The sequence below is a fragment of the Methanolacinia paynteri genome (genome assembly GCF_000784355.1).
Classification (GTDB): domain Archaea; phylum Halobacteriota; class Methanomicrobia; order Methanomicrobiales; family Methanomicrobiaceae; genus Methanolacinia; species Methanolacinia paynteri.
Genome location: NZ_KN360934.1, coordinates 1 through 23537, shown reverse-complemented (window position 1 = coordinate 23537; position 23537 = coordinate 1). Strand labels below are relative to the sequence as shown.

General features: G+C 47.1%; 20 protein-coding genes. 9 read left to right on the top strand and 11 right to left on the bottom strand.

Annotated features, from left to right (window positions below):
- The first annotated feature begins 26 nt into the window (after positions 1–26).
- Positions 27–2096, top strand: coding sequence for a putative cobaltochelatase (locus METPAY_RS08630; RefSeq protein WP_048151412.1), 2070 nt, complete (start codon positions 27–29; stop codon positions 2094–2096).
- Positions 2097–2100: 4 nt separating this feature from the next.
- On the opposite strand, the gene METPAY_RS08625 is transcribed toward METPAY_RS08630, so the two are convergent.
- The gene (locus METPAY_RS08625) at positions 2101–2754 is read right to left on the bottom strand and encodes a type IV pilin (RefSeq protein ID WP_048151410.1); all 654 of its coding nucleotides are present in this window, start codon (positions 2752–2754) and stop codon (positions 2101–2103) included.
- A gap of 592 nt (positions 2755–3346) precedes the next feature.
- Between METPAY_RS08625 and METPAY_RS08620 the strand changes: the two genes are divergently transcribed.
- From METPAY_RS08620 to METPAY_RS08600, 5 genes are read left to right on the top strand one after another with little or no spacing between them, the layout of a single operon-like run.
- Entirely contained in the window at positions 3347–4195 is an 849-nt protein-coding gene (locus METPAY_RS08620; RefSeq protein WP_157199047.1) for a hypothetical protein, read from the top strand.
- A gap of 3 nt (positions 4196–4198) precedes the next feature.
- Positions 4199–6319, top strand: a complete 2121-nt coding sequence (locus tag METPAY_RS08615; RefSeq protein WP_245611585.1) for a type II/IV secretion system ATPase subunit — start codon at positions 4199–4201, stop codon at positions 6317–6319.
- Positions 6303–8114 carry a type II secretion system F family protein gene (locus METPAY_RS08610; protein WP_048151406.1) on the top strand — a complete coding sequence of 604 codons (1812 nt, stop codon included), beginning with the start codon at positions 6303–6305 and terminating at the stop codon, positions 8112–8114. Before METPAY_RS08615 ends, METPAY_RS08610 begins: the two co-directional genes overlap by 17 nt.
- 34 nt (positions 8115–8148) lie before the next feature.
- On the top strand, positions 8149–8583 hold the full coding sequence (locus tag METPAY_RS08605; protein ID WP_048151405.1) for a type IV pilin N-terminal domain-containing protein: 435 nt from the start codon (positions 8149–8151) through the stop codon (positions 8581–8583).
- Positions 8580–9551, top strand: coding sequence for a hypothetical protein (locus METPAY_RS08600; protein WP_048151403.1), 972 nt, complete (start codon positions 8580–8582; stop codon positions 9549–9551). The genes METPAY_RS08605 and METPAY_RS08600 overlap by 4 nt, the downstream gene beginning before the upstream one ends.
- Positions 9552–9987: 436 nt before the next feature.
- Here METPAY_RS08600 and METPAY_RS08595 read toward each other — a convergent pair whose 3' ends face one another.
- From METPAY_RS08595 to METPAY_RS08550, 10 genes are read right to left on the bottom strand one after another with little or no spacing between them, the layout of a single operon-like run.
- Positions 9988–11007, bottom strand: a complete 1020-nt coding sequence (locus METPAY_RS08595) for a DUF1848 domain-containing protein (RefSeq protein ID WP_048151401.1) — start codon at positions 11005–11007, stop codon at positions 9988–9990.
- 39 nt (positions 11008–11046) lie between these two features.
- On the bottom strand, positions 11047–12630 hold the full coding sequence (gene sepS, locus METPAY_RS08590; RefSeq protein WP_048151398.1) for an O-phosphoserine--tRNA ligase: 1584 nt from the start codon (positions 12628–12630) through the stop codon (positions 11047–11049).
- 1 nt (position 12631) lies between these two features.
- A complete protein-coding gene (gene twy1, locus METPAY_RS08585) occupies positions 12632–13531 on the bottom strand; it encodes a 4-demethylwyosine synthase TYW1 (protein ID WP_048151397.1) in 900 nt (299 codons plus the stop codon).
- Positions 13512–15176 (bottom strand): arginine--tRNA ligase, encoded by a 1665-nt coding sequence (gene argS / locus METPAY_RS08580; RefSeq protein ID WP_048151394.1) that lies wholly within the window; start codon positions 15174–15176, stop codon positions 13512–13514. Before argS ends, twy1 begins: the two co-directional genes overlap by 20 nt.
- Before the next feature lie 17 nt (positions 15177–15193).
- A complete protein-coding gene (gene prf1 / locus METPAY_RS08575; RefSeq protein ID WP_048151393.1) occupies positions 15194–16465 on the bottom strand; it encodes a peptide chain release factor aRF-1 in 1272 nt (423 codons plus the stop codon).
- Between the two features lie 53 nt (positions 16466–16518).
- Positions 16519–17442 carry an alpha/beta hydrolase family protein gene (locus METPAY_RS08570; RefSeq protein ID WP_048151391.1) on the bottom strand — a complete coding sequence of 308 codons (924 nt, stop codon included), beginning with the start codon at positions 17440–17442 and terminating at the stop codon, positions 16519–16521.
- 1 nt (position 17443) lies between these two features.
- On the bottom strand, positions 17444–17956 hold the full coding sequence (locus METPAY_RS08565; RefSeq protein WP_048151389.1) for an NUDIX hydrolase: 513 nt from the start codon (positions 17954–17956) through the stop codon (positions 17444–17446).
- Positions 17957–17977: 21 nt separating this feature from the next.
- Entirely contained in the window at positions 17978–18643 is a 666-nt protein-coding gene (gene queC / locus METPAY_RS08560; protein ID WP_048151386.1) for a 7-cyano-7-deazaguanine synthase QueC, read from the bottom strand.
- Between the two features lie 25 nt (positions 18644–18668).
- Positions 18669–19283 (bottom strand): 7-carboxy-7-deazaguanine synthase QueE, encoded by a 615-nt coding sequence (locus tag METPAY_RS08555; RefSeq protein ID WP_048151384.1) that lies wholly within the window; start codon positions 19281–19283, stop codon positions 18669–18671.
- A 28-nt stretch (positions 19284–19311) separates the two neighbouring features.
- Complete coding sequence (locus tag METPAY_RS08550; RefSeq protein ID WP_048151379.1) at positions 19312–19716, bottom strand: 6-carboxytetrahydropterin synthase; 405 nt, start codon at positions 19714–19716, stop codon at positions 19312–19314.
- 418 nt (positions 19717–20134) lie between these two features.
- Between METPAY_RS08550 and METPAY_RS08545 the strand changes: the two genes are divergently transcribed.
- The 3 genes from METPAY_RS08545 to METPAY_RS08535 are packed head-to-tail and all read left to right on the top strand — an operon-like array spanning position 20135 to position 23423.
- Positions 20135–20563, top strand: coding sequence for a 30S ribosomal protein S12 (locus METPAY_RS08545; RefSeq protein WP_048151377.1), 429 nt, complete (start codon positions 20135–20137; stop codon positions 20561–20563).
- A gap of 4 nt (positions 20564–20567) precedes the next feature.
- Positions 20568–21197: a 30S ribosomal protein S7 gene (locus METPAY_RS08540; RefSeq protein WP_084600740.1), complete on the top strand. Its 630-nt coding sequence runs from the start codon at positions 20568–20570 to the stop codon at positions 21195–21197.
- A 30-nt stretch (positions 21198–21227) separates the two neighbouring features.
- Positions 21228–23423 carry an elongation factor EF-2 gene (locus METPAY_RS08535; protein ID WP_048151376.1) on the top strand — a complete coding sequence of 732 codons (2196 nt, stop codon included), beginning with the start codon at positions 21228–21230 and terminating at the stop codon, positions 23421–23423.
- Positions 23424–23537 lie beyond the last annotated feature (114 nt).

The window sequence follows — 23537 nt, the reverse complement described above, 5'->3', positions numbered from 1 at the left end:
CAAGACCTGACTCATCTATTAGACTAATGGAATCTTCACCAGGCCGAAACATCCTCCCGTTTACAGCCATCGTCGGACAGGAAAAAATGAAAACTGCTCTTCTTTTAAACGCAGTCAATCCAAAGATCGGTGGAGTTCTTATCAGAGGGGATAAAGGAACAGCGAAATCGACAGCAGTCAGGGCCCTTGCAGAAGTACTGCCGGAAATCACCGTGTCCTTGAACTGCCCCTTCAACTGCAACCCTGATAATGTTAAAGAGATGTGCGACTTCTGCCGTTCGAAGCCTGAAAAACCCGAATCATACAGGAGAAAAGTCAGGGTCGTCGACCTCCCCCTCGGCGCCACGGAGGACAGGGTCGCGGGAACGATAGATATCGAAAAGGCGATAAAAGAAGGCAAAAAAGTAATAGAACCGGGAATACTTGCGGACGTCAACAGGGGAATACTCTATGTCGACGAGATAAACCTCCTTGATGATCATATCGCTGACATTCTCCTTGATTCGGCTGCAATGGGGGTGAATGTCATTGAAAGGGAGGGAATATCAATGTCACACCCGGCATCGTTCATACTTATCGGCACGATGAACCCGGAGGAGGGTGAGATCCGCCCGCAACTCCTCGACAGGTTCGGGCTCTCGGTGTCAGTCGAGGGAATAGAAGACATAGATTCGAGGATAAAAATTGTAAGAACCGCCGAAAGTTTCGAAAAATACCCTGAAGAATTTATTGAAGAGTTCAAAGATGAGCAGGAAGAGCTTCGAAGAAGAATCGACGAAGCAGCAGAGATCCTTTCCGAAGTTGAAATCACCGACGATCAGATCAGGAAAATTGCAGAGGTATGTATAAGTTCCGGAATAACAACTCACCGTGCCGAAATTACGGTAATGAGGACTGCAAAGACTATCTGTGCTTTTAATGGCCGGAGATCCGTTGAAAACGAAGACCTGAAAGAAGCAATCCGGCTCGCACTCCCCCACAGGATGCGGAGAAAACCTTTCGAAGAGCCCAGGCTTGACGAGGATCTTGTAAATAATATCCTTGATGAAGCCGCCGAAGATGATACGGATTCCAATACCGATGAAACCCCCGGGGAAATCGATAAGGACGACATCCGAAATAATGATATACAACAGACAGAAGATGAAACAGGAGAAGATCCGGACAAAGAACCCCGGACAGGTTCTTCAGGTAAAGATCAACCTGAAAATTATTCCGAAACCATTTTTTCAACAGGAAAGCCCGTAGACATATCAAATATTGATTATTCCATTAGAAAAGACAGGAAGAAGAGACCGAATGTTAACGGAAACAGGATCGAATCGGTATCGAATAAGAAGAAAGGCCATTATAGGAGCTTTTGTGCATCAGAAGATGCATCGGATCTTGCCTTCGATGCAACGTTAAGAGCGGCGGCCCCTTTCCAGAAACATAGAGAATGCGGCAATCTGGCAGTATCGCTTAAGGAATCCGATTTAAGAAAGAAGATAAGAAAAGGAAAGGTATCCGCGGCCTGCATGTTTGTAGTGGATGCAAGCGGATCGATGGGTGCGAAAAGAAGGATGGAGAGCACAAAGGGGGCTGTTCTTTCGATGCTGAACGACTCATATCAAAAGAGAGACAGAATCGGGCTTGTTGCATTCAGGGGCGATAAAGCGGAAGTCCTTCTCCCGTTATGCTCGAGTGCAGACCTTGCAAAAAAGTGCCTCGATGAACTTCCTACAGGAGGAAGGACCCCTCTCTCCGCCGGACTTCTCAAAGGCATGGAGGCATTAATGCAGGACAAAAAGAAAAACGGAGACATGATCCCCCTGCTCGTCTGTATCTCCGACGGAAGATCAAATTATTCTGCCTCGGGGAATATAAAGCAGGAGCTTCTTGCAATATCGGAAGAGATCTGCAAAAACAATATCCACACAGTCCTGATCGATACAGAAGATCGTAAAAACGACTTCCTGAAGATGCAGCTTGGATACTGCAAAATGATTGCGGACAACACGCACGGAAACTATTATTCACTTGATGAACTGAGCGGGGAAAACATTTCGGCCATTGCAGCAGAAGAAATTAGTTTATATGGTAATTCTCCGAATTGAAGAATTACGTTAAATTTACATTGACATCTTCATCATATATTATCCGGCCCGAAGGGACATGGATCAACATAACGTTGACAACATCTCCTGAGCTGAGGTTATTCCACCCTTCTCCGAGTATAGCCTGCATACAGTCTGTATATTGATTATCCGTGTATTCACCATTCAAATAGTAGGTTGAAGGATATGCAACCATTTTCGTTCCGGCCATAATTGCATAATTTCCAAAGCTCATATTGGTGCTGATATTTTCATAAGTCCCGTCCCATTGAGGGAGACCCGGACCTGCTCCGATTGGGGACACTCCCGATTTAATATAGTTAAAATTCTTGGTTCCTGGCATCGAAGAATTTTCATGCAACACTAAATTACCGGCATCGTCATACGACTTCCATGACGTCTTGAGCTTAAGATCCTTTGTACTTACAGGATCATTCACTGATATAATGTCAATCTCGAACCTGCTTGTATCGTTATTACCCGAATTAATGATCTTTGTCTGTGCTGTAATCTCGATAAGGGAACCGGAATTAGAAGAACCCGCAATCCCGCCGGCGAACCCGCTAATTACTGCGGCAAGAATAATAACAAGTGTCAGCATGAGCATTACCCCGACCACCGGAGATACAGCATCGGGATTTTTTTTAAATGGAGTCATAACAAATTCTCATTTTCTTTTTGATCTTTTAAAGGGATAATCCTTAACATGCCCTTTGAATGAACTCTGTCGATCGTGCCTGCATGTTGCGGGCATACTCATTTTCGTTACCGGACGCCGGCATTAGATCAATGCTTTTCAGGCTAAAATCACCCGATTTTTCGGACAACAGGATTTTTGGCACTGTTACTGAAGAAGTATATTTGCGATTGCTTTTCTTATTTTTACCCATTTAGTATTACTTAATTTCAAATAATTGTTATTATATACCTGCAAATGAAACGTAAAATAGTTAAATTTATCATTAAATCCAGTCAAATTTCAAAGAGCCGGATAAATTAATTATGATGTAAGTAAAGTTTTATTGATAAGCAATCACTCGGACAACTATTCACTGAAAGGAGAATTGTTATAATTATGGAAGAGTAAACAATATAAAGTAAACAGATGGGGGCAAATGAATGAAATATAATTAACAATATTTATAAAGAAAGGCAATTGGTATGGTATATTATTTGTTCATCACAGGCAGTCGTAACGCAACGGGAATACTAAAAAATAATAGAGTGATGCCCGTGCAAAGAGGTCAGGTATGACAGGAAGTCAGGTGCCAGACATAGGACAATTAACAAAGATTCTGACGATAGCAATTGTAGCCGTCCTCATTTTGGTCGTTGCTGTAGGAATTATTTTTGTAAGTAAGATGTTACCGGGGGATGATATGGTTCCGGATTCGTCTTCACCTTCCTACAATGAATATGATCCTCTGATTACATCGTCAAACAACGGACAAACAACTGCTCCGCCTGTTTATAATAATCAGGATACCCAGACGAATTCCGGTCAAGCAGCCAATCTGCCAGGTGATACAGGAATAAGCGATTCCGTTAATGTTGTTGACAGTTTTACGCCGGATGATCCTTACTTTAAACCCTTTGAATTTAAGACCAGTGAAGTACCTGAAGATCCGGTTTCACAGGAATATTTCCAGACATTATACAGGACATCCAAAACATTCCAGTTTGATTCAATGAGCATCGTTGTTTCTGTAGGCAAGGGACCATTGGTTGTCTGTTATGCGGTTTCAGGACTTATATCCGGAAGCGGTGACGGTGATGGAAACCCTTATTATTCGTTCCTTACTGTAACCGTCATAGATAACAAGACAAACGAAATTGTCGCAACGGGAGGATACAACAGGAAAAATCCCTCAGATGACGAACAATACATTACAATACCGAGAACCGGGGAATTCAGGATAAATATACATGGAACAGGCCTTGATGCGGAGATCAATGTTCTCTCCGGGACCATTCCTGAAAATCCCAACTCCTTCAGCGTGATTACCAATGCAAACGACGTATTTTCGCAGATGACAACAGGGAGTTCAGCACTGTATGAGGATGATAGTAATGATGAGTATTATGAGGAGGACTGGTAATAAATGCAGGAGACCTCCCCAGAATCCCGTGATCCAACGGATCATCATAAATTATACACTGAATCCGAAGATTCTGCAGAGACAAATCCTTCGCCGGAAGAAACTCTACCAACAGAAGACGAATCCATAGAATCCGTTCAGGAGGAAAGCGCAAAAAATGCGGATGGTAGTTCAAAAATCAACACCTCCAGGTCTGCAACACTCTCAATTAAAAATAATTTTCAAAAGATAAATTCAGGAAATACGGAACAGGCCAAAGGAAGAAATGACAAAAAGATCATTTCGATCTCACAGAAATTTAATTTAAAATCAAAAAAATCAGAAGACAAACGGCCCGAAGGCAAGAATGAAAAAATCAGTTCGATCTCGCAGAAACTCGGTTTAAAAACAAAAAAAGATTCAAACGAAGAAAAAAAAGTAGGAGACAGCCGGACGGAAGGCAAGGATAAAAAAGTCAATTCGATCTCACAGAAATTTAATCTAAAATCAAAAAAAGATAAAAACGAAGAAAAAAAAGCAGAAGACGGCCAGCCGGGAGGTAAAGAAGATATTTCAGGAAAGTTCAGGGATTACCTGGCAATCCTGAAAAACATGCTTCAGTCTGATAATCCAGAACTAGAACAAGTGGTCATAACTCATGCAGATTATCCTGAAAATCCTGAGATCAAACCCGGACTTCTGCCGGACTCTCTAGAGATCCTTGAATCATACTGGCTCTACCCTCCGCATTCATATGCCGTCATAGTAAAGGATGAAGAAAAGAATTTGCAGTATATGATCTTCGAACCGAAGATCACTGAAAAAGAACACATTATACTTGAAGAAACAGATGCACAACTGAGGTCTGTGGTTCTTTACGATTCAAAACCGCAAAACGAACAACTTAACCTTGATTCCGAGTTGGTTTACAAAATAGTTAAAAACCTCGATCAAAATATCGCAGATGACAGAATAGAGGTGATCCGCTATTATCTTTACAGAAATTTCAAGGGGTACGGAAAACTGGACCCTCTGATGCATGACGAAAACATAGAGGACATTACATGCAACGGACCCGACATTCCGGTGTTCATCTTCCATAGAAAGTATTCCAATCTGCCGGTAAACATCATTTTTGAGGGAGGGGAACTCAACAGATTTGTCTTAAAAATTGCACAAAAAGCCGACAAGCAGCTCTCATTGACAGCTCCTCTAGTTGATGCCGCACTGCCCGAAGGTGCACGTGCACAGATTACTTATACCGATGTCGTATCTTCAAAAGGAAGTTCCTTCACGATACGAAAATTCAAATCCGATCCGATGACACCTGTCGACTTAATAGACTACGGCACGTATGATGCAGAGATTCTTGCATTCATCTGGCTGTGCGTCGAAAACAGGAAGAGTGCCATAGTAGTCGGCGGAACGGCAAGTGGAAAAACTTCTATGATGAATGCATTCTCCCTGTTCATTCCCCACCTGGCAAAGATTGTGTCGATTGAGGATACAAGGGAGATCCAGATGCCGCATAAAAACTGGCTTCCTATGAAGACGAGGGAGAGTTCGTCTGAGTCAGGCAAAGGAAATGTCGACATGTTCTCCCTTTTGAAAACTGCACTTAGACAGAGGCCGGAATACATCATAGTAGGAGAGGTAAGAGGCTCAGAAGCGCAGACTCTCTTCCAGGCGATGAACACCGGCCATACGACTTATTCAACACTACATGCGGGAGGTGTTGAGCAGGCAATCAACCGACTGACGACAAATCCGATCAATGTCCCCGTCGCAATGTTCGGTGCACTTGATTTAATGATAATCCAGCAGTTACAGTACATTGGCGGCAGGATGGTCAGGAGATGTATTACAATCGACGAGATCGTAGCGGAAAAAAATGATATCTCATACAATATCCTCTACAAATGGAACCCGGTAAAAGATGTTTTCAGGAAGGTCTACAAGGAGTCAAAGATAATAAACGACATCGCCTACAGTCACGGATGGACTGTTGATGAAACCCTCAACCAGATCGAGATTCGGAAAGAAATTCTCGAAGGACTTTTAAATCACAGTTTCAGAAGTTCAGACGAGATAACATCAGTATTCGAAGAATTTGCAAAGAGCGGCAGTTATGAATTTGAAGAATAACATTATTATAAATTCTTTAAACACGGAGGAATTCCGTCGTTCACTCAAGGCTTCGCATATTCCCATCGGATCAAGCGAGTATATCCTGATCCTTCTCCTTGGGACTATTCTTGCCGCGATGGTTTATATTCTGCTCGTCAATCTTCTCCTGCTTCTCGAGATAGAGATAAATCCCATCTCGTTCCTGCCTATCGAAATTTCGGCACTGGTTTTGTTTTTGGTGCTTGTCGGCGGGATCTTCTTGTTTGCATACATGTACCCGCAAACCGTAGCAGCAGGCAGGAAGACCAGAATAGAGCTCGATCTCCCATACGCAATTACATATATGCAGGCATTGTCGACTACAATGACGCTGTTCGCAATATTTAAAGGCGTCGCTGAGAATGACGATCTTTACGGGGAAGTTTCAAACGAATGCAAAATGATCATCCGTGATGTCGAATATTTCGGAGACGATCTCTTAACAGCGATGAGAAATGTTCAGGAATGTACCCCCTCACCGACTTTCTCCGAACTCTTAAATGATCTGGCAATGGTTTTCAGGACAGGCGGCAGTATGACAGACTTTTTCGCCTCAAAATCGGCTCATTACCGTGAAACTGCAAAACAAGAGCTTGAAAACACTCTTAAGACCATGGAGATCATGGCGGAGATCTACGTAACCGCATTTGTTGCGGGCCCGATTGCAATAATGATAATGATAGTCGCGCAGAACCTCTCCGGCCAGTCAAGTGTCGATATGCTGGAGCCTCTGATGTATATCGGCCTTCCCATAGGTGCGTCGGCGATGATATTCCTGCTCTATATAATGATGCCGCCGGACAGTCTCCAGGTAAGCAGGAAAGAGGTCATGCAATCGGAGTATGCCGATACCAATATTGATGCCGATACCATTCAGTCTGTGGATAATAAATTCCTGAAAAACCTCCAGTCTAAAAAGCAGGCTATTAAAATTAAGACGATTTTAAGAAACCCGTTGCGCTATTATGTCTCCGATTACCAGTATGGTCTTGTATTCGGAATGGCGGCGGCAGGAGTCGTCACTTTCCTGTACATGAACGGGTACCTTGCAGAGATTTTTCTCGGGTATGTTTTTGAAGCGTTTATATGCACTACGATCATTGCTTTTCTGGTTCCCGTAGCCTTTGCTTACGAGGCAAGAAGCTGGTATCTTAAAAAATTCGAATCTCAACTCCCCGGATTTTTAAGGGAAATATCGGATATGAAAGATATGGGAATGACTCTCCAGAGTGCAATCCATATTATTGCACAAAGCAAGATCGGTGTCCTCACGTCCGAGGTGAAAATTGCATCCGAAGAGATAAAGATGGGAACAAGCGTATCCGGAGCTTTATACAAGATGGAAGAAAGAATAGGACTTGTTTCCGTCAAGAGAGCCATCTCACTCGTAATTAAGGCAAGCGAGATCACGGATCACCTGAGAGAAATTCTTGCGATTGCAATTGGCGATCTTGAACACTATTTAAAGATGAAAAACGAGCGTTTCGGTGTTTCTTTCATCTATGTTGCGATTATTTATCTATCGTATGGTATTTTCCTGTATTCGGCCTACGAACTTAATGTTTCATTTGTCCAGAGTTTCATGGATTTTGACGTAAGTTTCAACTTAGAATCAAATATTTCCGAAATGTTTCACATTTCAATTATATTGGGACTATTCTCGGGAATTATGGCCGGACAACTAAGTTCGAACACTGTACTTGCAGGACTGAAACACAGTATCATATTCATGATCGCATCCATGGTGCTGTTCATATTCATAATACAGGTTTAGGGATTTTTCAAAGATTTCAGAGGAATGTTTCAGAATGAAAATTAGTAAAAGAGATGAGAATGGAGTTTCACCAATTATCGGTGAGATGCTTATGCTGAGCCTTGTCCTGATCCTTGCCGCCCTGTTTGCCGTATCCGCATCGCAGTATATTCCTGAAGATCGGGAACCGTCGTTAAACGTGATGATGGAAGATTACTCCCCTAATGTAACAATAAGCGATTATAATTTTACTCTATGGCACAAAGGGGGAGACACGCTTTCAAACCAGAGTATTAAGATCATACTCTCGAATAAAAGCAGAACAATTCCACTATATGCTGAAAATATTAGTATTAACAATACAAAAGAAGCCAATTTTATGCCAGGTGATTGGATGGAAATAGATACCGGAGGGGTAAATGTAAGCGGCTACAATGTCCAGATGGTCGTATCGAAATCGGTAGTATTCTTCGGGAGGGTCCAAGGTTGATTGAATACAATAAAGAAGAAGGTATTGCACCGATTATTGCAATGCTTCTAATACTGGCTGTTATTGTAACGGTTATGTCCGTTTATTTCAATACTTATGTTCCTTCATTAAAGGAAGAGGCTGAAATCGATCATTTATCAGGTGTAGAAAAAGAATTCCTGTCGTTTTCATCGGATCTTGAAAACGCGGTCTGGCAAAAGTCAGAGGGACGGCTCAGCAGGAGTTTCGTGCTTGGCGGAGGAGATGTGTTTCTGTCGTCCGTCAAATCAGGAGGAATTCTTGAGGTTGAAGAAGATGCGAGGCTTTTCAATATTACAAACAGCACAGGGATAACATACAACTCATCTCTTGTGAAATTTTCATATGAGCCTGTCAGTAATTTCTGGCAGGACCAGGGATATTCGTGGCAGTACGGCTATGTTAATCTTACAACAGGATATGGTGAGAACGAAACAACTCCCCTGCAGTACACCGACATGAAAGAAACCGTCCAGGCTGTAGAAAATAAGTCGGGAATATTCAAATCTCTCTTTGACATTGAATACATGTATAATCTTGTATTTGAAAAAGACGACAAAGGCAACTATACAGGAAACACATTTCTAAACTGCACAGAAGTCACCCTTACAATAGCAAGCCTTGAAAAGGGGGAGAAATATTATGTCAGCGGAAACGGAGTTGCAATGCTTTCTCTTGAAACAGGCATTGAAGAAATTTTCTTTAACGAAACACAGTTAAATTTCAGTGTAAATAATGATGTTTTAATGGGAGTGAATAATACAATATGGGAATGCATCAACGAAAAGCTCGTTGATTTCAATAGCTCGCAATTTGATAACGTAGAAATTGTCTCATGCTACCCAGACGCAACTGATGATGACATAGGAAAAGACCTGGATATTTTATTCATTGATCCTGTCAAAGTAACTATAAGACAGGTAAACCTGACAGTTTCGGCAAAAGTATAGATTCAATATTCTTTTTTTTATAAATTTAAGCCCTGACTTTCAAAAAAATGACATCTCAATATCAATATGCTAAAATATTTCCATATAATGGCGAAAAATACAAGCATAACCAATTCAGGACGTTCCAACAGAAGTCAGTAATTGTTAACCAATTGTGATTATTACAAATTAAAACATTTTAAATAATAAGTGCTACAAAGTTAAAATTGTGTAAACATCAAAGGAGGTGAAAGCTGCCAAAAAATATTGATTATCGGCTCTACAACGATTTAAAGGACTAATAATATTCGGAAATTGTCCAAAACTTACGGATTGCCCGAATTGTTTTTCGGCACAAGGAAAAGATGATACCAAATCCAGAAAACAAACCAGCACCAAAAAATTAAAACCATTAGAATTATAGTCACCAAAGGATGTGTTAAACCCTACTTAAATACTACTCATCCTCCAAATCCCAAATACCCCCGATTTTATCACCGGAAATTGTTAACCCAGAGGGGTTGCAATTCCGGTGATTGATATAATTATTTATGGCCTGCGCCGGATAGCGGTTGGCATAACAGTACGAACACAGGTGCGCACATGTATTATACTGTCCTATATCTGTACTCTTTATACAACCACAGAGAGGCCGCTGGCCGGGATCCTTACCAGGGTTCTTTTCCAGATAACGAAGTAGCACAGGATCATCCCCGGATATTCTTGCCATAAGATTAGGATCGATGCACCTGTTCTTCGAAATCCCATATGCGGAGAGATCGACAGACTCCGCACATGTGGCGGCGGAGATCCCCCAGCGGGTCACCATCCTCTGCAGGCCGGATGCAAACTCCTCCATCTCATCGACTGTAAATTCTCTTATCCCGCAATACCCGGCACGTTCTAGATTTTTCTTTACGCTCTTGTAGAGATCGATGAAACTGAAAATGAACTTTTCAGTATACTCGTGGATCTCTTCGCCGATCGCCTCGATGCGGGAAAGAAGCGTATCGATGCATAAAGAATCTGAAAGAACAAGGGGATCAAAACGCCAGATAACTCTCTCCTTTCCTGCTAAAGAGGACAATTTTTTGAACGCCTCAATCCTTATTTCAAGAGATGCAACGTTCTTTTCAAGCCCCTCCTTAACATAATCGTTCAGAGTGTACTGGAAATAGTACCCAATACCCTTTTCTTCAAGGATTCCGAGCCTGTCAATAATCGGCGAGGGATTCTTCGTCCAGAATACAACGAACCTGACATCCCGGAAATCCACACGGAGAGGACGGTTGGAGTATGGATTGAATTTGACACACCAGCCTTCCGAAAGCCGGTGAAAGAACCAGTCCGAATAAAATGCAGGAATATCCGTCGCGCGGCTTGTAGATATGATGACCGGCCTTACAGTCTTAATTTCATCAATTGCGGCATTATTTTCGCCTGAAAACAGTTTTGACTGGACACTATTTCCTGCCATCGAAAAAAGAAATATCAGATAATTTTCAGGGCGGGAGCCTCACTCGATCTCCCACCTGACGGCCGTAAACACCGGGCCCCTCAGGTCGAGTTTCCTGTTGTTGTCAGTGACATACCTCATAGCCCACGGCTCGATTGCGATATTCACATCGGACGGAACTTTAGCCATCTTGAAGTGAACCTCACCGTTTTCGCCTGTCATGAATCCCTCCTCGACCCTTGCGGCGGCAAGATTTGCAACCGCATCAAGATAGGAGATGCCTGCACTGACTCCCTTGTCCCTCACCTTTCTGAAGTTACTTGTATCGGGAACTCCGAGGATCTTTCCTTCGGATACGAATATATCGTTAAGGGCAGCCGGCCCGAGAAGCTTTGAGTTCTCTTCAGCTTCGAATACGTATACTTTGACCTTCCTGCCGCCATACGCATCGGACTCGTATGCGAGGAACTCACATGGGCTTTCAGCATCGCCGTTCGCCTTTGCAGTCTCTACAATAGCCGCTGCGATCTCTGCACCCTTGGCCGTCTTCGGTTCCTCGCGCAGGGCGATTCCTGTCGCAAGTTCGAGATCCGAGAACTGGGGCGGATACATCTGCGGGTACGTCATGGCCCTCATATCCTCGGCCTTGTACTCGATCATTGCAAGCCTCTCTACGCCCATGCCAAGGTTCATCACGGGGATTTCGACACCGTAGGCAGCAAGAGCGTAGGGACTGTACATTCCGAAGGTCGCAACCTCTACCCATCCGTGGACAGGATGCTTCGCATAGACCTCGGTCTGTGTGCCCGGAACATAATATTTGGAGCGCTTGTCGTCCGGCCTGAACTCAAAGTCCGTGAAGCCGAAGGCGGAGAGAAGTCCCGCTGCCACCGCCTTTCCGTCCTCAACGGTCACATCCTCGCCTGCGATGATGCATGACGCAGAATGATATGCCATGAGCCTCGTCGGTCCTTCTTCCTGTTCGCGTCTGAAACAACGGTCAACAGCGAACTGCTTTATCGGCAGCGGCTGCCTGTCCCACATCTCGCCGAGGGTGATGAACCAGCCGGATGTCATATGCGAACGAAGTGTTGTCCTTGAGGACTCGGGAGATAGTTCGCGGAACTCTGGGAAAACATCGTCAAGGATCTTTACGATCATCCCGTCGTCAGCACTGAGGACAACAGCCAGTTCATGAGTGAGCTCGTCGCCGTCGATCTCAGATTTCTTGTATGCATGAAGCGTTTTTCTCAGGTTTTCTTCCTCATCGGCAGCTATAACTCTCCCAAGAATTGCATTTATCTCGTCGATCTGCTTTTTCCCGATGCCGACGTTGGGGCGGGGGAGACCGCCGAGGTAAAATACACGGTCAAGAACCGCGGAGGCTTCCGGGCCGAACTGCCTGTAGACATCCTGCTCCTCGATAAATACAGGAACACGTGCCTCTTCGAATCCCATCCGCAGGTAGGCGTCCCTCAGCTTCTGTATAGTCTCGGGTACAGGGTGGGGCTTTGCCGGCCGGAGCATATTCCGCGGGTATCTCCTGGAGAAGACAGGTTTTTCCTGTATCCCGGCTCCGGCATGCCATGCCTCATCAAAATCCTTCTTTGCAAGTTCAGCGAATTCTTCAGAATCAAATCTCATATCAACGACGCTCCATACATACTACCCTTGAGATCGGGCTCTCATCAGTTATTTTATAATTACAGTATTTTGATATTTGCAGTGCGAAATCCCGGACCTCGGAATGTTCGGGCATATTCTCCCTTTCGAGCCGGAATCTGCTATATCCAAGGTACATATAGCCTTTAACCTCAATAAAGGAGGCGCCTGAATTCTCGTACATCGCTGCATAGTTCTCTGGCGAGAAATCATTCAGCCCTTTGACAATCGTCGTCCGTATTGCAGACCGCCTCTCACCGAGCAGTGAGAGGCTCTTTTGGATATTGTCCCAGTAGTCTTCTTCCGGCCTGCACACCTTAAGGTAGGTCTCCCTGTCAGGTGCATCAAGAGAGACATAGGTCTGGTACGGGTGACACCTCCCGATCATCTCCGGTCGTGTTCCGTTCGATACCAGGAATGTCGTGTTGCCGGCACCGTTCAGCATGTCGATCAATTCCGGTAGCCGGGAGTACAGTGTAGGCTCGCCCGAAAGGGAAATCGCAATCATATTCGGTGAAAGCGCCTCCTCCCAGAGCGCCGGATCGGTCGTGCTCGTATCGGCTGATGGGTTGTATCCCGCAAGAGCCTTCTTCTGGAGAGCTGGGATCTTTTCAACAATCAACTCCGGCGGGCACTCCACCGTTTCGACGACCTCGTGCTCCATCGATCTCCAGCAAAAGAGGCAGTTCTGGTTGCACTTTAAGGTCGGCGTCATCTGGACGCACCTGTGGCTCGATATGCCGTAGAACTTGTTCTTGTAGCACATATCCCCGCCGCGGAGTGAACGCTTGTTCCACATACACGGTTTTAAGGCCGCCGACGATTCCTTTGAAAAAAAGAGATAACCCTGTTTCCTCAGGGCCTTACATGCTTCTGACTGCATCTATACCAAGCGTTTCAAGTGCTTCCTTCAGCGTATTCTGCGCCGCCTTTACCAGTGTAAGCCTTGAATTCCTGAGATCGCCTTCGGCCTTCAGCACAGGGTCGAAGCGGTAGAACGTATTGAAGAGATCTGCAAGCTCCCTTGCATATATCGCAAGGACATGCGGGCGTAGATCTCCTGCGACGTCTGCTATTACCTTAGGGAAGAGTGCGATGTGCTTTGCTAGTGCGACTTCGTATTCGCTCTTCGCACGGAATGACTCTTCAAACACTCCGGCTTTCTCAAGGATCGAGCAGGCCCTCGCATGTGCGTACTGGATATACGGGGCGCTCTGTTTTTCGAAGTCCAGTGCCTCCTTCCAATCGAAAACCGTCGCTTTGTCCGGCGAGACCCTGACTATATCGAACCTTATCGCACCCGTCGCAACCGACCTTGCAATAGAGCTCTTCTCATCAGCCGAAAGCTCGGGCCTCCTTGTCTCGACCTCTTCGAGGGCCTTCTCGAAGACATGCTCGAGGAGCTCGTCGGTAGAGATGAACTTGCCCGCCCGGGTGCTCATCGAACCCTCGGGGAGGGAGACAAACTCGAAGAAGACAATCTCCGGGACCTTGTCACCGAGAAGCTGCATAGTCGCCTGGAGCTGGCGCCCGATCAGTTTGTGATCCGCACCGAGGACATTTATGATCCTCTCGAAGTTGTCGCTCTTCCATTCGTGATATGCAAGATCGCGGGCGGCATAGACAGAAGTTCCGTCGGATCTCCTGAGAACGTATTCCTTCTCGAACCCGAACTCGGTCAGGTCGAGCGAGAGAGTGCCGTCGTGCTTCGCCTCGGGCAATGCCTCAAGCCTGTGGAGAACGTTCATCATCAAACCGTTCCTGACGAAGTCGCTCTCGAAGATGAACCTGTTGTGCTTCACGTTGAGATCGAGAAGAGTCTCCTTGATTCCCCCGACACACATGAGAACAGCCTCCCTGAACTTTCTCACCATCTCCGGATCGCCGCTCTCGATTAGTGCCATCCTCCGGTCGATCTCCCCCTTTATCGACTCATCTGCCTCGATCGCACGGTTTGCGGCTACATAGACGCGGGCGACATAATGATCATCCTTCTCGCCTTCATTTTGTGCAAGACCTATGTTGTCGAAACCCCAGGAAACGATAGCAATCTGGCGGCCCATGTCGTTGACATAGTACTCGACCTCAAGCGTGTACCCGGCCTTACGGAGAACTCTCGAAAGCGTATCTCCTATAACCGAGTTGCGGATATGGCCAACATGCAGAGGGCCGTTGGGATTTGCACTCGTATGCTCCAGGCAGATCCTGCCTGGTTTTTGGGAAAGCGAGCCGTAGCCTTCCTTAAGTGCCTCTGCAATGACATCCTCAAGGTACTTCTTCCCGAATATGAAATTGATATAAGGCCCCTTTACCTCGACACTGATTCCCTTCCCGGAGAGTTCGTCCTTTATTTGTGATGCGATCTCGGATGCGAGTGCGGCAGGATTCATCCTCCTCGACTTCGCAAGACTGAAGGCAACCGTCGATGCAAGGTCGGCATGATCACCCCCGTCCGTAATCAGTACATTCTCTTCGCCGGTGGCCTTCCTGAGGGCCTCCTCCACAACGGCATAAGTCTCAAAAAACATTATTCATTCTCCAAAAATTAGTATCCCGTCCTGTACCTCAGGATAGCGGCGATACCGCCGAACGCATTGAAGAGCATCGCACCCTCCTCAAAGTCGTCGGAAATTATCATGACATGTGTCGAGCTTGAATCGGCAAGCTCTGTCAGCTCGTCGACTATATCGATCTCTTCTTCCATATAGACAGGAGCGGAGCATTTCGGGCATATGCCGAAGTCGAGATCAGACATCCTCTTGCCCGGCTTGACCAAAACGGTCTCCTCCCTCTGATAATCGCAGCTCTGACATCGCAGCCTGAGCCTTGATTTTCGCAGATTTCCGGAAAGGAGGAGGGTATCCACGGCTCCGATCTCGAGATTTTTCCTGACGCTCTCCTCGCCGTAGGAAGAAAGCCCGTCATCCTTCACGAGCTCCTTGAAGAAACGGTCCATTATGACCTTCTCCTTCATAACCTCGACTCCGCGGAGTGCATCGCTTGCATTGTCGACAAGCTCTGTAAGACCACTCTCGTTGGTGTACGCGACATCGAAGAGGCCGATGACCCTCTTCTTCAGTTCATGATGGAGGAAATCCCCCTCATAGAACTCCTCCTTCGTGGGAGTAGGACCCCCGATAAGAACCCCCTTGAACCGCTCGAAGAAATCCGGTTCGGCAAGGAATATATCGGTTGCACGATCGCCAACCTTCTTGTAATATTCATTGATTGCAATCAGGCGAAGACGCTGGAAACGCATAGCAGACTGACCGCCCTTCCTCTGCTTCCCGGGGACAGTCGACGTAACACCCGACATGGGTTCTATCCTGTTGCCGCGTAAAAAGCCGAGATATGACTCTCGCCTGTCGATTACTATAAGGCCGTAGACTTCCTTTTCGACAAGCATCTGCTGCAGGGGCTCCAGTTCGAACTTCGAGGAGCACCTGTACATATACAGGGGTACGACATCCGGCGGCTCGATTATCGTGCAGTCAAGATCGGTCTTGTCGCCGCCAAGTTTGATATTTCCGCAGAAGATCGCCATTCCCCTCTCCGGCGGCCTGTTATAGTATTTAAGTCTCGAAAGTATCGAAGAGATGGCACTCTGGACATTCGTTCTCGTCTGTTTGCTCTTGATGTTGGCACACTGGCCGAACTCATCCCTGAGCTGGGCTGTTACATCATAAATCTGTTTGTCCGGAGGGATGTATATTGAAATAAGCTCTGTTCCGCTCCCCTCTTTCTCTCCGAGTTTCTCGAGAGTCTTTTTAAATTCGTAGCGTTTCCTCGCACTGTCCATCTCAACTTCTTCAGCCATTGTGCCACCGTTAGTAAAACTTAATATAATTCGCTCTTTCCCGCATTAATGTTTTAGCTTCCTGCCAGCAGAGTCTCTATGTACGCATCCACTTCATCGTTAATCCCGTGTGTACCGTTAAACGCCACAAAATCCTTCGGCTCGGATGCCTTGTTGAAAAAATCAAGTCCGTACTGGTACTCGATTATATCGTCATCAGGTGCGTGGAAGATCACAGTTTCTGCGGGGGAGATATCTGCAATATATGTATCGGGGTTGATACTCCTGATAAAGAGATCGACATCCGCCCCGTTTACTCCCTCCTCATATTCATAACCCGATGTGGATACACCGAAGTATCCTGCAAATCCGGGATCTATGGCCGCTGCAATTGCTGCGTACCTTCCGCCATTGGACGAACCCATGACATAAACAGGGAAACTCTCACCGTATATCTCTTTAAGATAGTTCTTTGCTGCGATCAGGTCGAAGATGATCGAATAATACTGTGGTGTTTCCCCTGATGCCGCAGTAGCATACTCATTCTGGAAGTTAAGTGCAACTCCGGGCGTTTTCCCGCCGTTGCCGCGTACATCGACGACCATGAATGCGATGCCGGATTCTGCGTAATCGATCGAACGATTAAGGTGTGAATCCGCACTCACTCCTGCGCCGGGTGCAAAGACGATTCCTGCCAGAGGATTCTGGTTTTGCGGCTCTGCAAGAAGCGTATACACCTCTGTCTCCCCATCAATCATACGAACTTCCGACACTTTTACCGATTCATTTTCACCTTCGTTCGTGACATTCCCCAGGGAATACGAATAATCCACGCTCTCGACACTCAGTATTCCGTTATCGGAAAGGGAATACGAAACTGCCGCAGAGGTTCCTCCCGGCGCTTCTGTCGGAGTTCCATCTGATGTGCATCCGGAGAACAGGACAAAACCGGCGAGTAGTGCAAGAATCAGTATGGAATAAACAACAGCAGGTTTCATCTCAGTCCGTCCCCAGGCATTTGTACGCCAGGCATATCGTCTTAGCATCCACGATGCGGCCGTCTGCAATCATGGCATGGACTTCGTCTTTCTTCACCTTTACAACCTCGATCAGTTCATCAAGGTCCGGACTGAACTCGCTGGAAGGTGACAGGCCCCTCGCCTCGTAGAGATAGATTACCTCGTTCGTATAGCCCGGAGTCGTATATATGAAGCCCTTATCGATCAGTTTTTCCGCCTTAAAGCCCGTCTCTTCAATTAGCTCCCTGTGAGCGGTTTCAGGCGGTTTTTCACCTTCGTCCATCGTTCCGGCGGGAGCCTCATATATGTATTTTTCAATCGGGTAGCGGTACTGCCTGATAAGATAGCAGTAGTCGTCCTCGACCGGGAGCATGGCAACAGCGCCGCCGGGTTTGACTACAATTCTCTCAAGTGTTATTCCGCCGGGAAGATCGATCTCAACCTGCTCGACCTTCATCCTTCCTCCGTCATAGATATTGCTTATTTTTTTCATTCAGGATCGTCTCCGGTATATTTACTCATATTCTATAGGGTCGGGAATTCCGTTCGCTTTGAACGCTTCCAGCCTGTAATAACAGGAGTCGCAATTTCCGCATGCAGGCCCGTTGCTCCTGTAACAGGACCATGTATGCTCATAAGGGACACCAAGCTCGATACCCCTCCTGACAATCTCGGTCTTGTTCAGGTTTACAAAAGGAGTCATAAGCGTGATATTCGTATCGTCCGAGGTTCCGAGGTCGATCACATGCTGGAATGCCTCGACAAACTCAGGCCTGCAGTCAGGATAGCCGGCATAATCTGAAGCCTGGACTCCGATGAATATCGCCTCTGCCCCTTTTGCCTCCGCATAGCTCGTGGCAATCGAAAGGAGGTTCGAGTTCCTGAAGGGAACATATGTATTTGGAATGCCCTCCCCCAGATCTTCGTGATCGTGCACCTCCATCCCCTTGTCAGTTAACGAACTTCCGCCGAACGCTAGGAGATGCGAAAGCGAGATCTCGGTGAACTCAACCGCACCCAGGAGCGATGCAACCTTTCTTGCGCATTCCGCCTCTTTTTTCTCGGTCCTCTGTCCGTACCGCGTATGAAGAGCAAGGATCTCGTAACCCATATCCTTAGCAACATATGCAAGAGTGGTGGAATCCATTCCGCCTGAAAGCAAACATACTGCCTTTTTCATTCAATCATCCTCAATCGTCCTCATTTTAGCTGACACTAAGTATCTTGTGAAGCTGGAGCTGGAACCTTACCGGCCTTTTCAGCTTCATTATATAATCCGCTATGAACCTGCTGTCGCTGCCCCACACAGGGGATACGCACACCTCGACATAGGAAGGGATATCATCAAGAAGTCCGGCCATATATTCGAGATCCTCTTTCCCTTCCACGACGAATTTGACACAGTCGGATGGACGGAGCTTTTTCACGAACGGGGCAAAGCTCTTTTCACCCGACGAAGGGCACTTGACATCCATGCAGACCGACGAATACTCCATTACAGGCACAGGATCGATAGTCCCGTTCGTTTCAATCTCGACAATATACCCGTCTTCATGCAGGTCTCTCAGCAGTGAAAGCAGTTCGTCCTGTTGGATCAAGGGCTCTCCTCCGGTTATGCAGACATGAGACAGTCCCAGCTTTTTCACCTGCCCGAACACTTCGTCGACGGTCATCTCTTCACCGGAACTTCCGTCCTGTGTTTTTGGGGTGTCGCACCAGCGGCAGCGGAGGTTGCAGCCCGATAGCCTGATGAAAGCCGATGGGATCCCCTGGTACGGCCCTTCGCCCTGTATGCTCGGAAAGATCTCAAAAACTTTCATATTCGGGTTCACCAGATTTCAGGGATAATCAGGGAGTCCATTCCGCAAAGCACGACACGGACTCGTATACCCTGCATTTAACTACCCTTGCGGAGAGGCCGGCATCCCTGCACTTCCTCTCCAGTTCAAGGACCATAATCTCAGCCAGGAGTTCGCTCGTAGGATCTCCCTTTGTAGTTATGACATCCTGGAATTTCGAGATGCATTCCACCATCGGGTCGTCTTCATTCAGGATCACCTGGTGATCGTATGCCTCAACGACTTTTTTTATAAGATTATAATCGACAAGAATGCGTGTATCGGCCGGGACATCTCCTTCGACCCAGAATTCCACACGCCACTGGTGTCCGTGAAGGCGCGAACATTTGCCTTCGTAATGCATCAGCCTGTGGCTTGCCTCGAAATAGGTCTCCTTGTATATTTTCACTGACATTGAAGCTGTTCCTGATATAATGTACTATAATAATGTAGTATATATTAGAAATAAAAGTAGATATTGGGTCAGAGAACTACGCATAGAATGATCCGGAGGACGGAGTGCAAAAACCGGCCTCCGGCAGAAAATAACTTTCGTCACCGCATCCTGCCGCGCACTGAAAACAGTACCGGGAATAATACTTTTAATAGAGTTCAGGACGAAATATGTAAAGAGATCTGATATCAGGTGGCAGCGGCGGAGAGGACAGCGGATCGGTATCTATCCGTTTTTCAGCAGATTGCTTAGGAAAATGCCTCGCTCTTACGGAATCTGGGGAATTACTCCATTGCCATAACATATCAATTTCATGCGCTATCAGGCGCAAAAATTAGAGGCAGCCTTAGTGAAATAGATCACACAGAGGTGAACACATTTGGGTAATGGTAAATTCGCAGCAAGAAAGTGTAAACGCGATTCAAAAAACAACAGATGGCGTGACACAAACTATTCGAGAAAGCAGCTCGGTCTCGATATAAAATCGGACCCTCTCGAGGGAGCACCCCAGGGCCGCGGCATTGTCCTTGAAAAGGTCGGTGTTGAGGCAAAACAGCCTAACTCGGCTATCAGGAAATGTGTCCGTGTACAGCTAATCAAAAACGGACGTCAGGTCACCGCTTTCGCGGTAGGCGACGGTGCCATCAACTTCATCGATGAACACGATGAAGTGACAATCGAAGGTATCGGCGGACGTCTCGGCCGTTCGAAGGGAGATATCCCCGGTGTCCGCTATCAGGTAACCGAGGTCAACAACGTATCTCTCCGTGAAATGGTTATAGGAAAGAAGGAGAAGCCACGCAGGTGATCTCATGAGCGCAGAAGAAATGATTGAAGAAAATGTTGAAGCACAGGCCCAGCCCGAAAAGAAAGAGGGGCCGAATTATCTTCTCTTCAACAAATGGGATCTCTCTGAAGTACAGATCAACGATCCCGGCCTTGTCCGCTACGTAAGCATCGACTCGGCGATCGTTCCGCACTGCAGCGGAAGAATGCAGGGGCAGCAGTTCCTCAAGTCCGAGATGTTCATCGTCGAGCGCCTTATCAACAGGCTGATGCAGACGGAGACAAATACAGGCAAAAAAGAGCTTACTACCCGCATTGTAGAGGATGCATTCGACATTATCAACAAGAAGACAAAGAAGAACCCTGTTCAGGTTCTGGTCGACGCCATTGCAAACGCAGGCCCCCGTGAAGAAACAGTCCGTCTGAAGTACGGTGGTATCAACGTACCGAAGTCTGTCGATACCGCTCCACAGCGCAGGATCGACACCGCACTTCTGTTCATCGCACGCGGTGTCCAGCAGGCAAGCCACAAGAAGAAGAAGACTGTTGCAGCATGCCTCGCAGACGAACTTATCGCCGCTGCCGACGGGGATGCACGCAGTTTTGCAGTCTCCAAGAAGGAAGAACGCGAGCGTGTTGCGAAATCTGCACGCTAATCCAATATTCTTTTTTAAGGTGAAATCAGGATGACCAGACGAAAAAAGATGGTAGAACAGGTAACGGAACTGATGGACAAGCCCGAGCAGATCAGGAACATCGGTATCGTTGCCCATATTGATCACGGTAAGACAACACTCTCCGACAACCTGCTTGCAGGTGCGGGAATGATCAGCGAAGAGATCGCCGGAAAGGCGTGCTGGATGGACTCCGACGAGGAGGAGCAGGCAAGAGGAATCACAATCGACTCCTCGAACGTCTCGATGGTGCACACCTACGACAATCAGGAGTATCTCATCAACATGATCGATACTCCCGGCCACGTCGACTTCGGAGGAGACGTTACAAGGGCGATGCGTGCCGTAGACGGTGCGGTTGTCCTCGTCGACGCAGTCGAGGGGACGATGCCGCAGACCGAGACTGTTCTCAGGCAGGCACTGAAAGAGGGTGTAAAGCCCGTTCTCTTCATCAACAAGGTTGACCGATTAATCAACGAGCTCAAGGTCGACGAGATAGAGATGCAGATCCGCCTCGGCAAGGTAATCGACAAGGTCAACAAGCTCATCAAAGGAATGAGCGAGGAGGCCTACAAAGGCGGCTGGAAGCTTGATGCGGCAGAAGGAACTGTCGCATTCGGATCGGCACTATACAACTGGGCCGTATCCGTTCCGTTCATGAAGAAGAGCGGTGTATCCTTCAAGGACGTATACGAGAAGTGTAAGACAAATGACATGAAATGGCTAGCAAAGAGCAGCCCTCTCTGCGCCGTTGTTCTCGACATGGTCGTACGTCACCTTCCGGATCCGCTCGATGCACAGAAGCGCCGTGTACCAATTATCTGGCAGCATGGAGACAAGAGCACAGTGGAGGGCAAATCAATGCTCACCTGTGACCCGAACGGTCCTGCCTGCCTGATGGTAACCGATATCTCGTTCGACCCGCATGCCGGAGAGGTTGCAACAGGCCGTCTCTTCTCGGGAACACTGAAACGCGGAACCGAGTGCTATGTCATGGGAACAGCCAAGAAGGTCAACCGCCTGACACAGGTAGGTATCTTCATGGGTGCAGAGAGAATCGAAGTCGAAGCCCTTCCTGCAGGAAATATCGCCGCTGTCACAGGATTAAAGGATGCAATCGTAGGTTCGACCGTCACAACACTCCAGGAGATGACTCCGTTCGAGTCGCTCAAGCACTACTCGGAACCTGTAATGACCGTTGCAGTCGAGGCGAAGAACATGAAAGACCTTCCGAAGCTGGTCACAGTTCTGCGCCAGGTCGCAAAGGAAGACCCGACTGTAAACGTTACAATCAACGAAGAGACCGGAGAGCACCTGATCTCGGGTATGGGAGAGCTCCACCTCGAGATCATCACCCACCGTATCGAGAGAGACAAAGGTGTGGAGATTGTTACCTCACCGCCGATCGTCGTATACCGTGAAACAATTACGGGCACCGCCGGACCGGTCGAAGGAAAATCGCCGAACCGCCACAACAGGTTCTATATCGAACTCGAACCTCTGCCCGACAATGTCGTTAAGATGCTCAAGGACGGCGACATCTCCATGGATCTGCCTGCACTCGAGCGCCGTGACGTACTCGTGGAAGCAGGGTTCGACAAGGACGAGGCAAAGAATATCAAAGCCATCGAAGGAACGAACATGTTCATCGACATGACTAAGGGTATCCAGTACCTCAACGAAACGATGGAACTTGTCCTTGACGGATGGCGCGAAGCCCTTGCCGGCGGACCTCTCGCAGACGAGCAGGTTCAGAACGTCAAGATCCGCCTTGTCGACGTAAAGCTCCACGAGGATGCAATCCACCGTGGTCCCGCACAGGTCATACCTGCAGTCCGTTCGGCTGTAAAGGCGGGACTTCTTCTGGCAAACGACACACTCCTTGAACCGATGCAGATCCTCCAGATCACCGTTCCGCAGGAACACATGGGTTCGGCAACGGGAATGGTCCAGGGACGCCGCGGACAGGTCTATGACATGCAGTCCGAAGGTGACACGATTACCGTTGTCGGAAAGGCACCTGTAGCAGAACTCTTTGGTTTCGCAGGAGATGTCCGCTCGGCAACTGAAGGCCGTGCAATGTGGTCCACCGAGTTTGCAGGATTCGCACCCGTTCCCGGCGGAATGCTCAAGGAGATCGTAACAGGAATAAGAAAGAGAAAAGGACTGAAGGAGCAGATACCCGAACCTTCAGACTATCTCGCATAATTTCTTTTCAAATCAATACCGAACAAATACTTTTTTTGTTGATTTTTTATCGGGGCAGTTATGACTATGTACTGAAATCATGTGAGGAGACATTCACATTCCATTCTTCTCCCG

Bases quoted from the DNA above. Each gene is read 5' to 3' on its own strand.
- METPAY_RS08630 (WP_048151412.1), top strand. From the start codon at position 27: ATGGAATCTTCACCAGGCCGAAACATCCTCCCGTTTACAGCCATCGTC.
- METPAY_RS08625 (WP_048151410.1), bottom strand. From the start codon at position 2,754: ATGACTCCATTTAAAAAAAATCCCGATGCTGTATCTCCGGTGGTCGGG.
- METPAY_RS08620 (WP_157199047.1), top strand. From the start codon at position 3,347: ATGACAGGAAGTCAGGTGCCAGACATAGGACAATTAACAAAGATTCTG.
- METPAY_RS08615 (WP_245611585.1), top strand. From the start codon at position 4,199: ATGCAGGAGACCTCCCCAGAATCCCGTGATCCAACGGATCATCATAAA.
- METPAY_RS08610 (WP_048151406.1), top strand. From the start codon at position 6,303: ATGAATTTGAAGAATAACATTATTATAAATTCTTTAAACACGGAGGAA.
- METPAY_RS08605 (WP_048151405.1), top strand. From the start codon at position 8,149: ATGAAAATTAGTAAAAGAGATGAGAATGGAGTTTCACCAATTATCGGT.
- METPAY_RS08595 (WP_048151401.1), bottom strand. From the start codon at position 11,007: ATGGCAGGAAATAGTGTCCAGTCAAAACTGTTTTCAGGCGAAAATAAT.
- sepS (WP_048151398.1), bottom strand. From the start codon at position 12,630: ATGAGATTTGATTCTGAAGAATTCGCTGAACTTGCAAAGAAGGATTTT.
- twy1 (WP_048151397.1), bottom strand. From the start codon at position 13,531: ATGCAGTCAGAAGCATGTAAGGCCCTGAGGAAACAGGGTTATCTCTTT.
- argS (WP_048151394.1), bottom strand. From the start codon at position 15,176: ATGTTTTTTGAGACTTATGCCGTTGTGGAGGAGGCCCTCAGGAAGGCC.
- prf1 (WP_048151393.1), bottom strand. From the start codon at position 16,465: ATGGCTGAAGAAGTTGAGATGGACAGTGCGAGGAAACGCTACGAATTT.
- METPAY_RS08570 (WP_048151391.1), bottom strand. From the start codon at position 17,442: ATGAAACCTGCTGTTGTTTATTCCATACTGATTCTTGCACTACTCGCC.
- METPAY_RS08565 (WP_048151389.1), bottom strand. From the start codon at position 17,956: ATGAAAAAAATAAGCAATATCTATGACGGAGGAAGGATGAAGGTCGAG.
- queC (WP_048151386.1), bottom strand. From the start codon at position 18,643: ATGAAAAAGGCAGTATGTTTGCTTTCAGGCGGAATGGATTCCACCACT.
- METPAY_RS08555 (WP_048151384.1), bottom strand. From the start codon at position 19,283: ATGAAAGTTTTTGAGATCTTTCCGAGCATACAGGGCGAAGGGCCGTAC.
- METPAY_RS08550 (WP_048151379.1), bottom strand. From the start codon at position 19,716: ATGTCAGTGAAAATATACAAGGAGACCTATTTCGAGGCAAGCCACAGG.
- METPAY_RS08540 (WP_084600740.1), top strand. From the start codon at position 20,568: ATGAGCGCAGAAGAAATGATTGAAGAAAATGTTGAAGCACAGGCCCAG.
- METPAY_RS08535 (WP_048151376.1), top strand. From the start codon at position 21,228: ATGACCAGACGAAAAAAGATGGTAGAACAGGTAACGGAACTGATGGAC.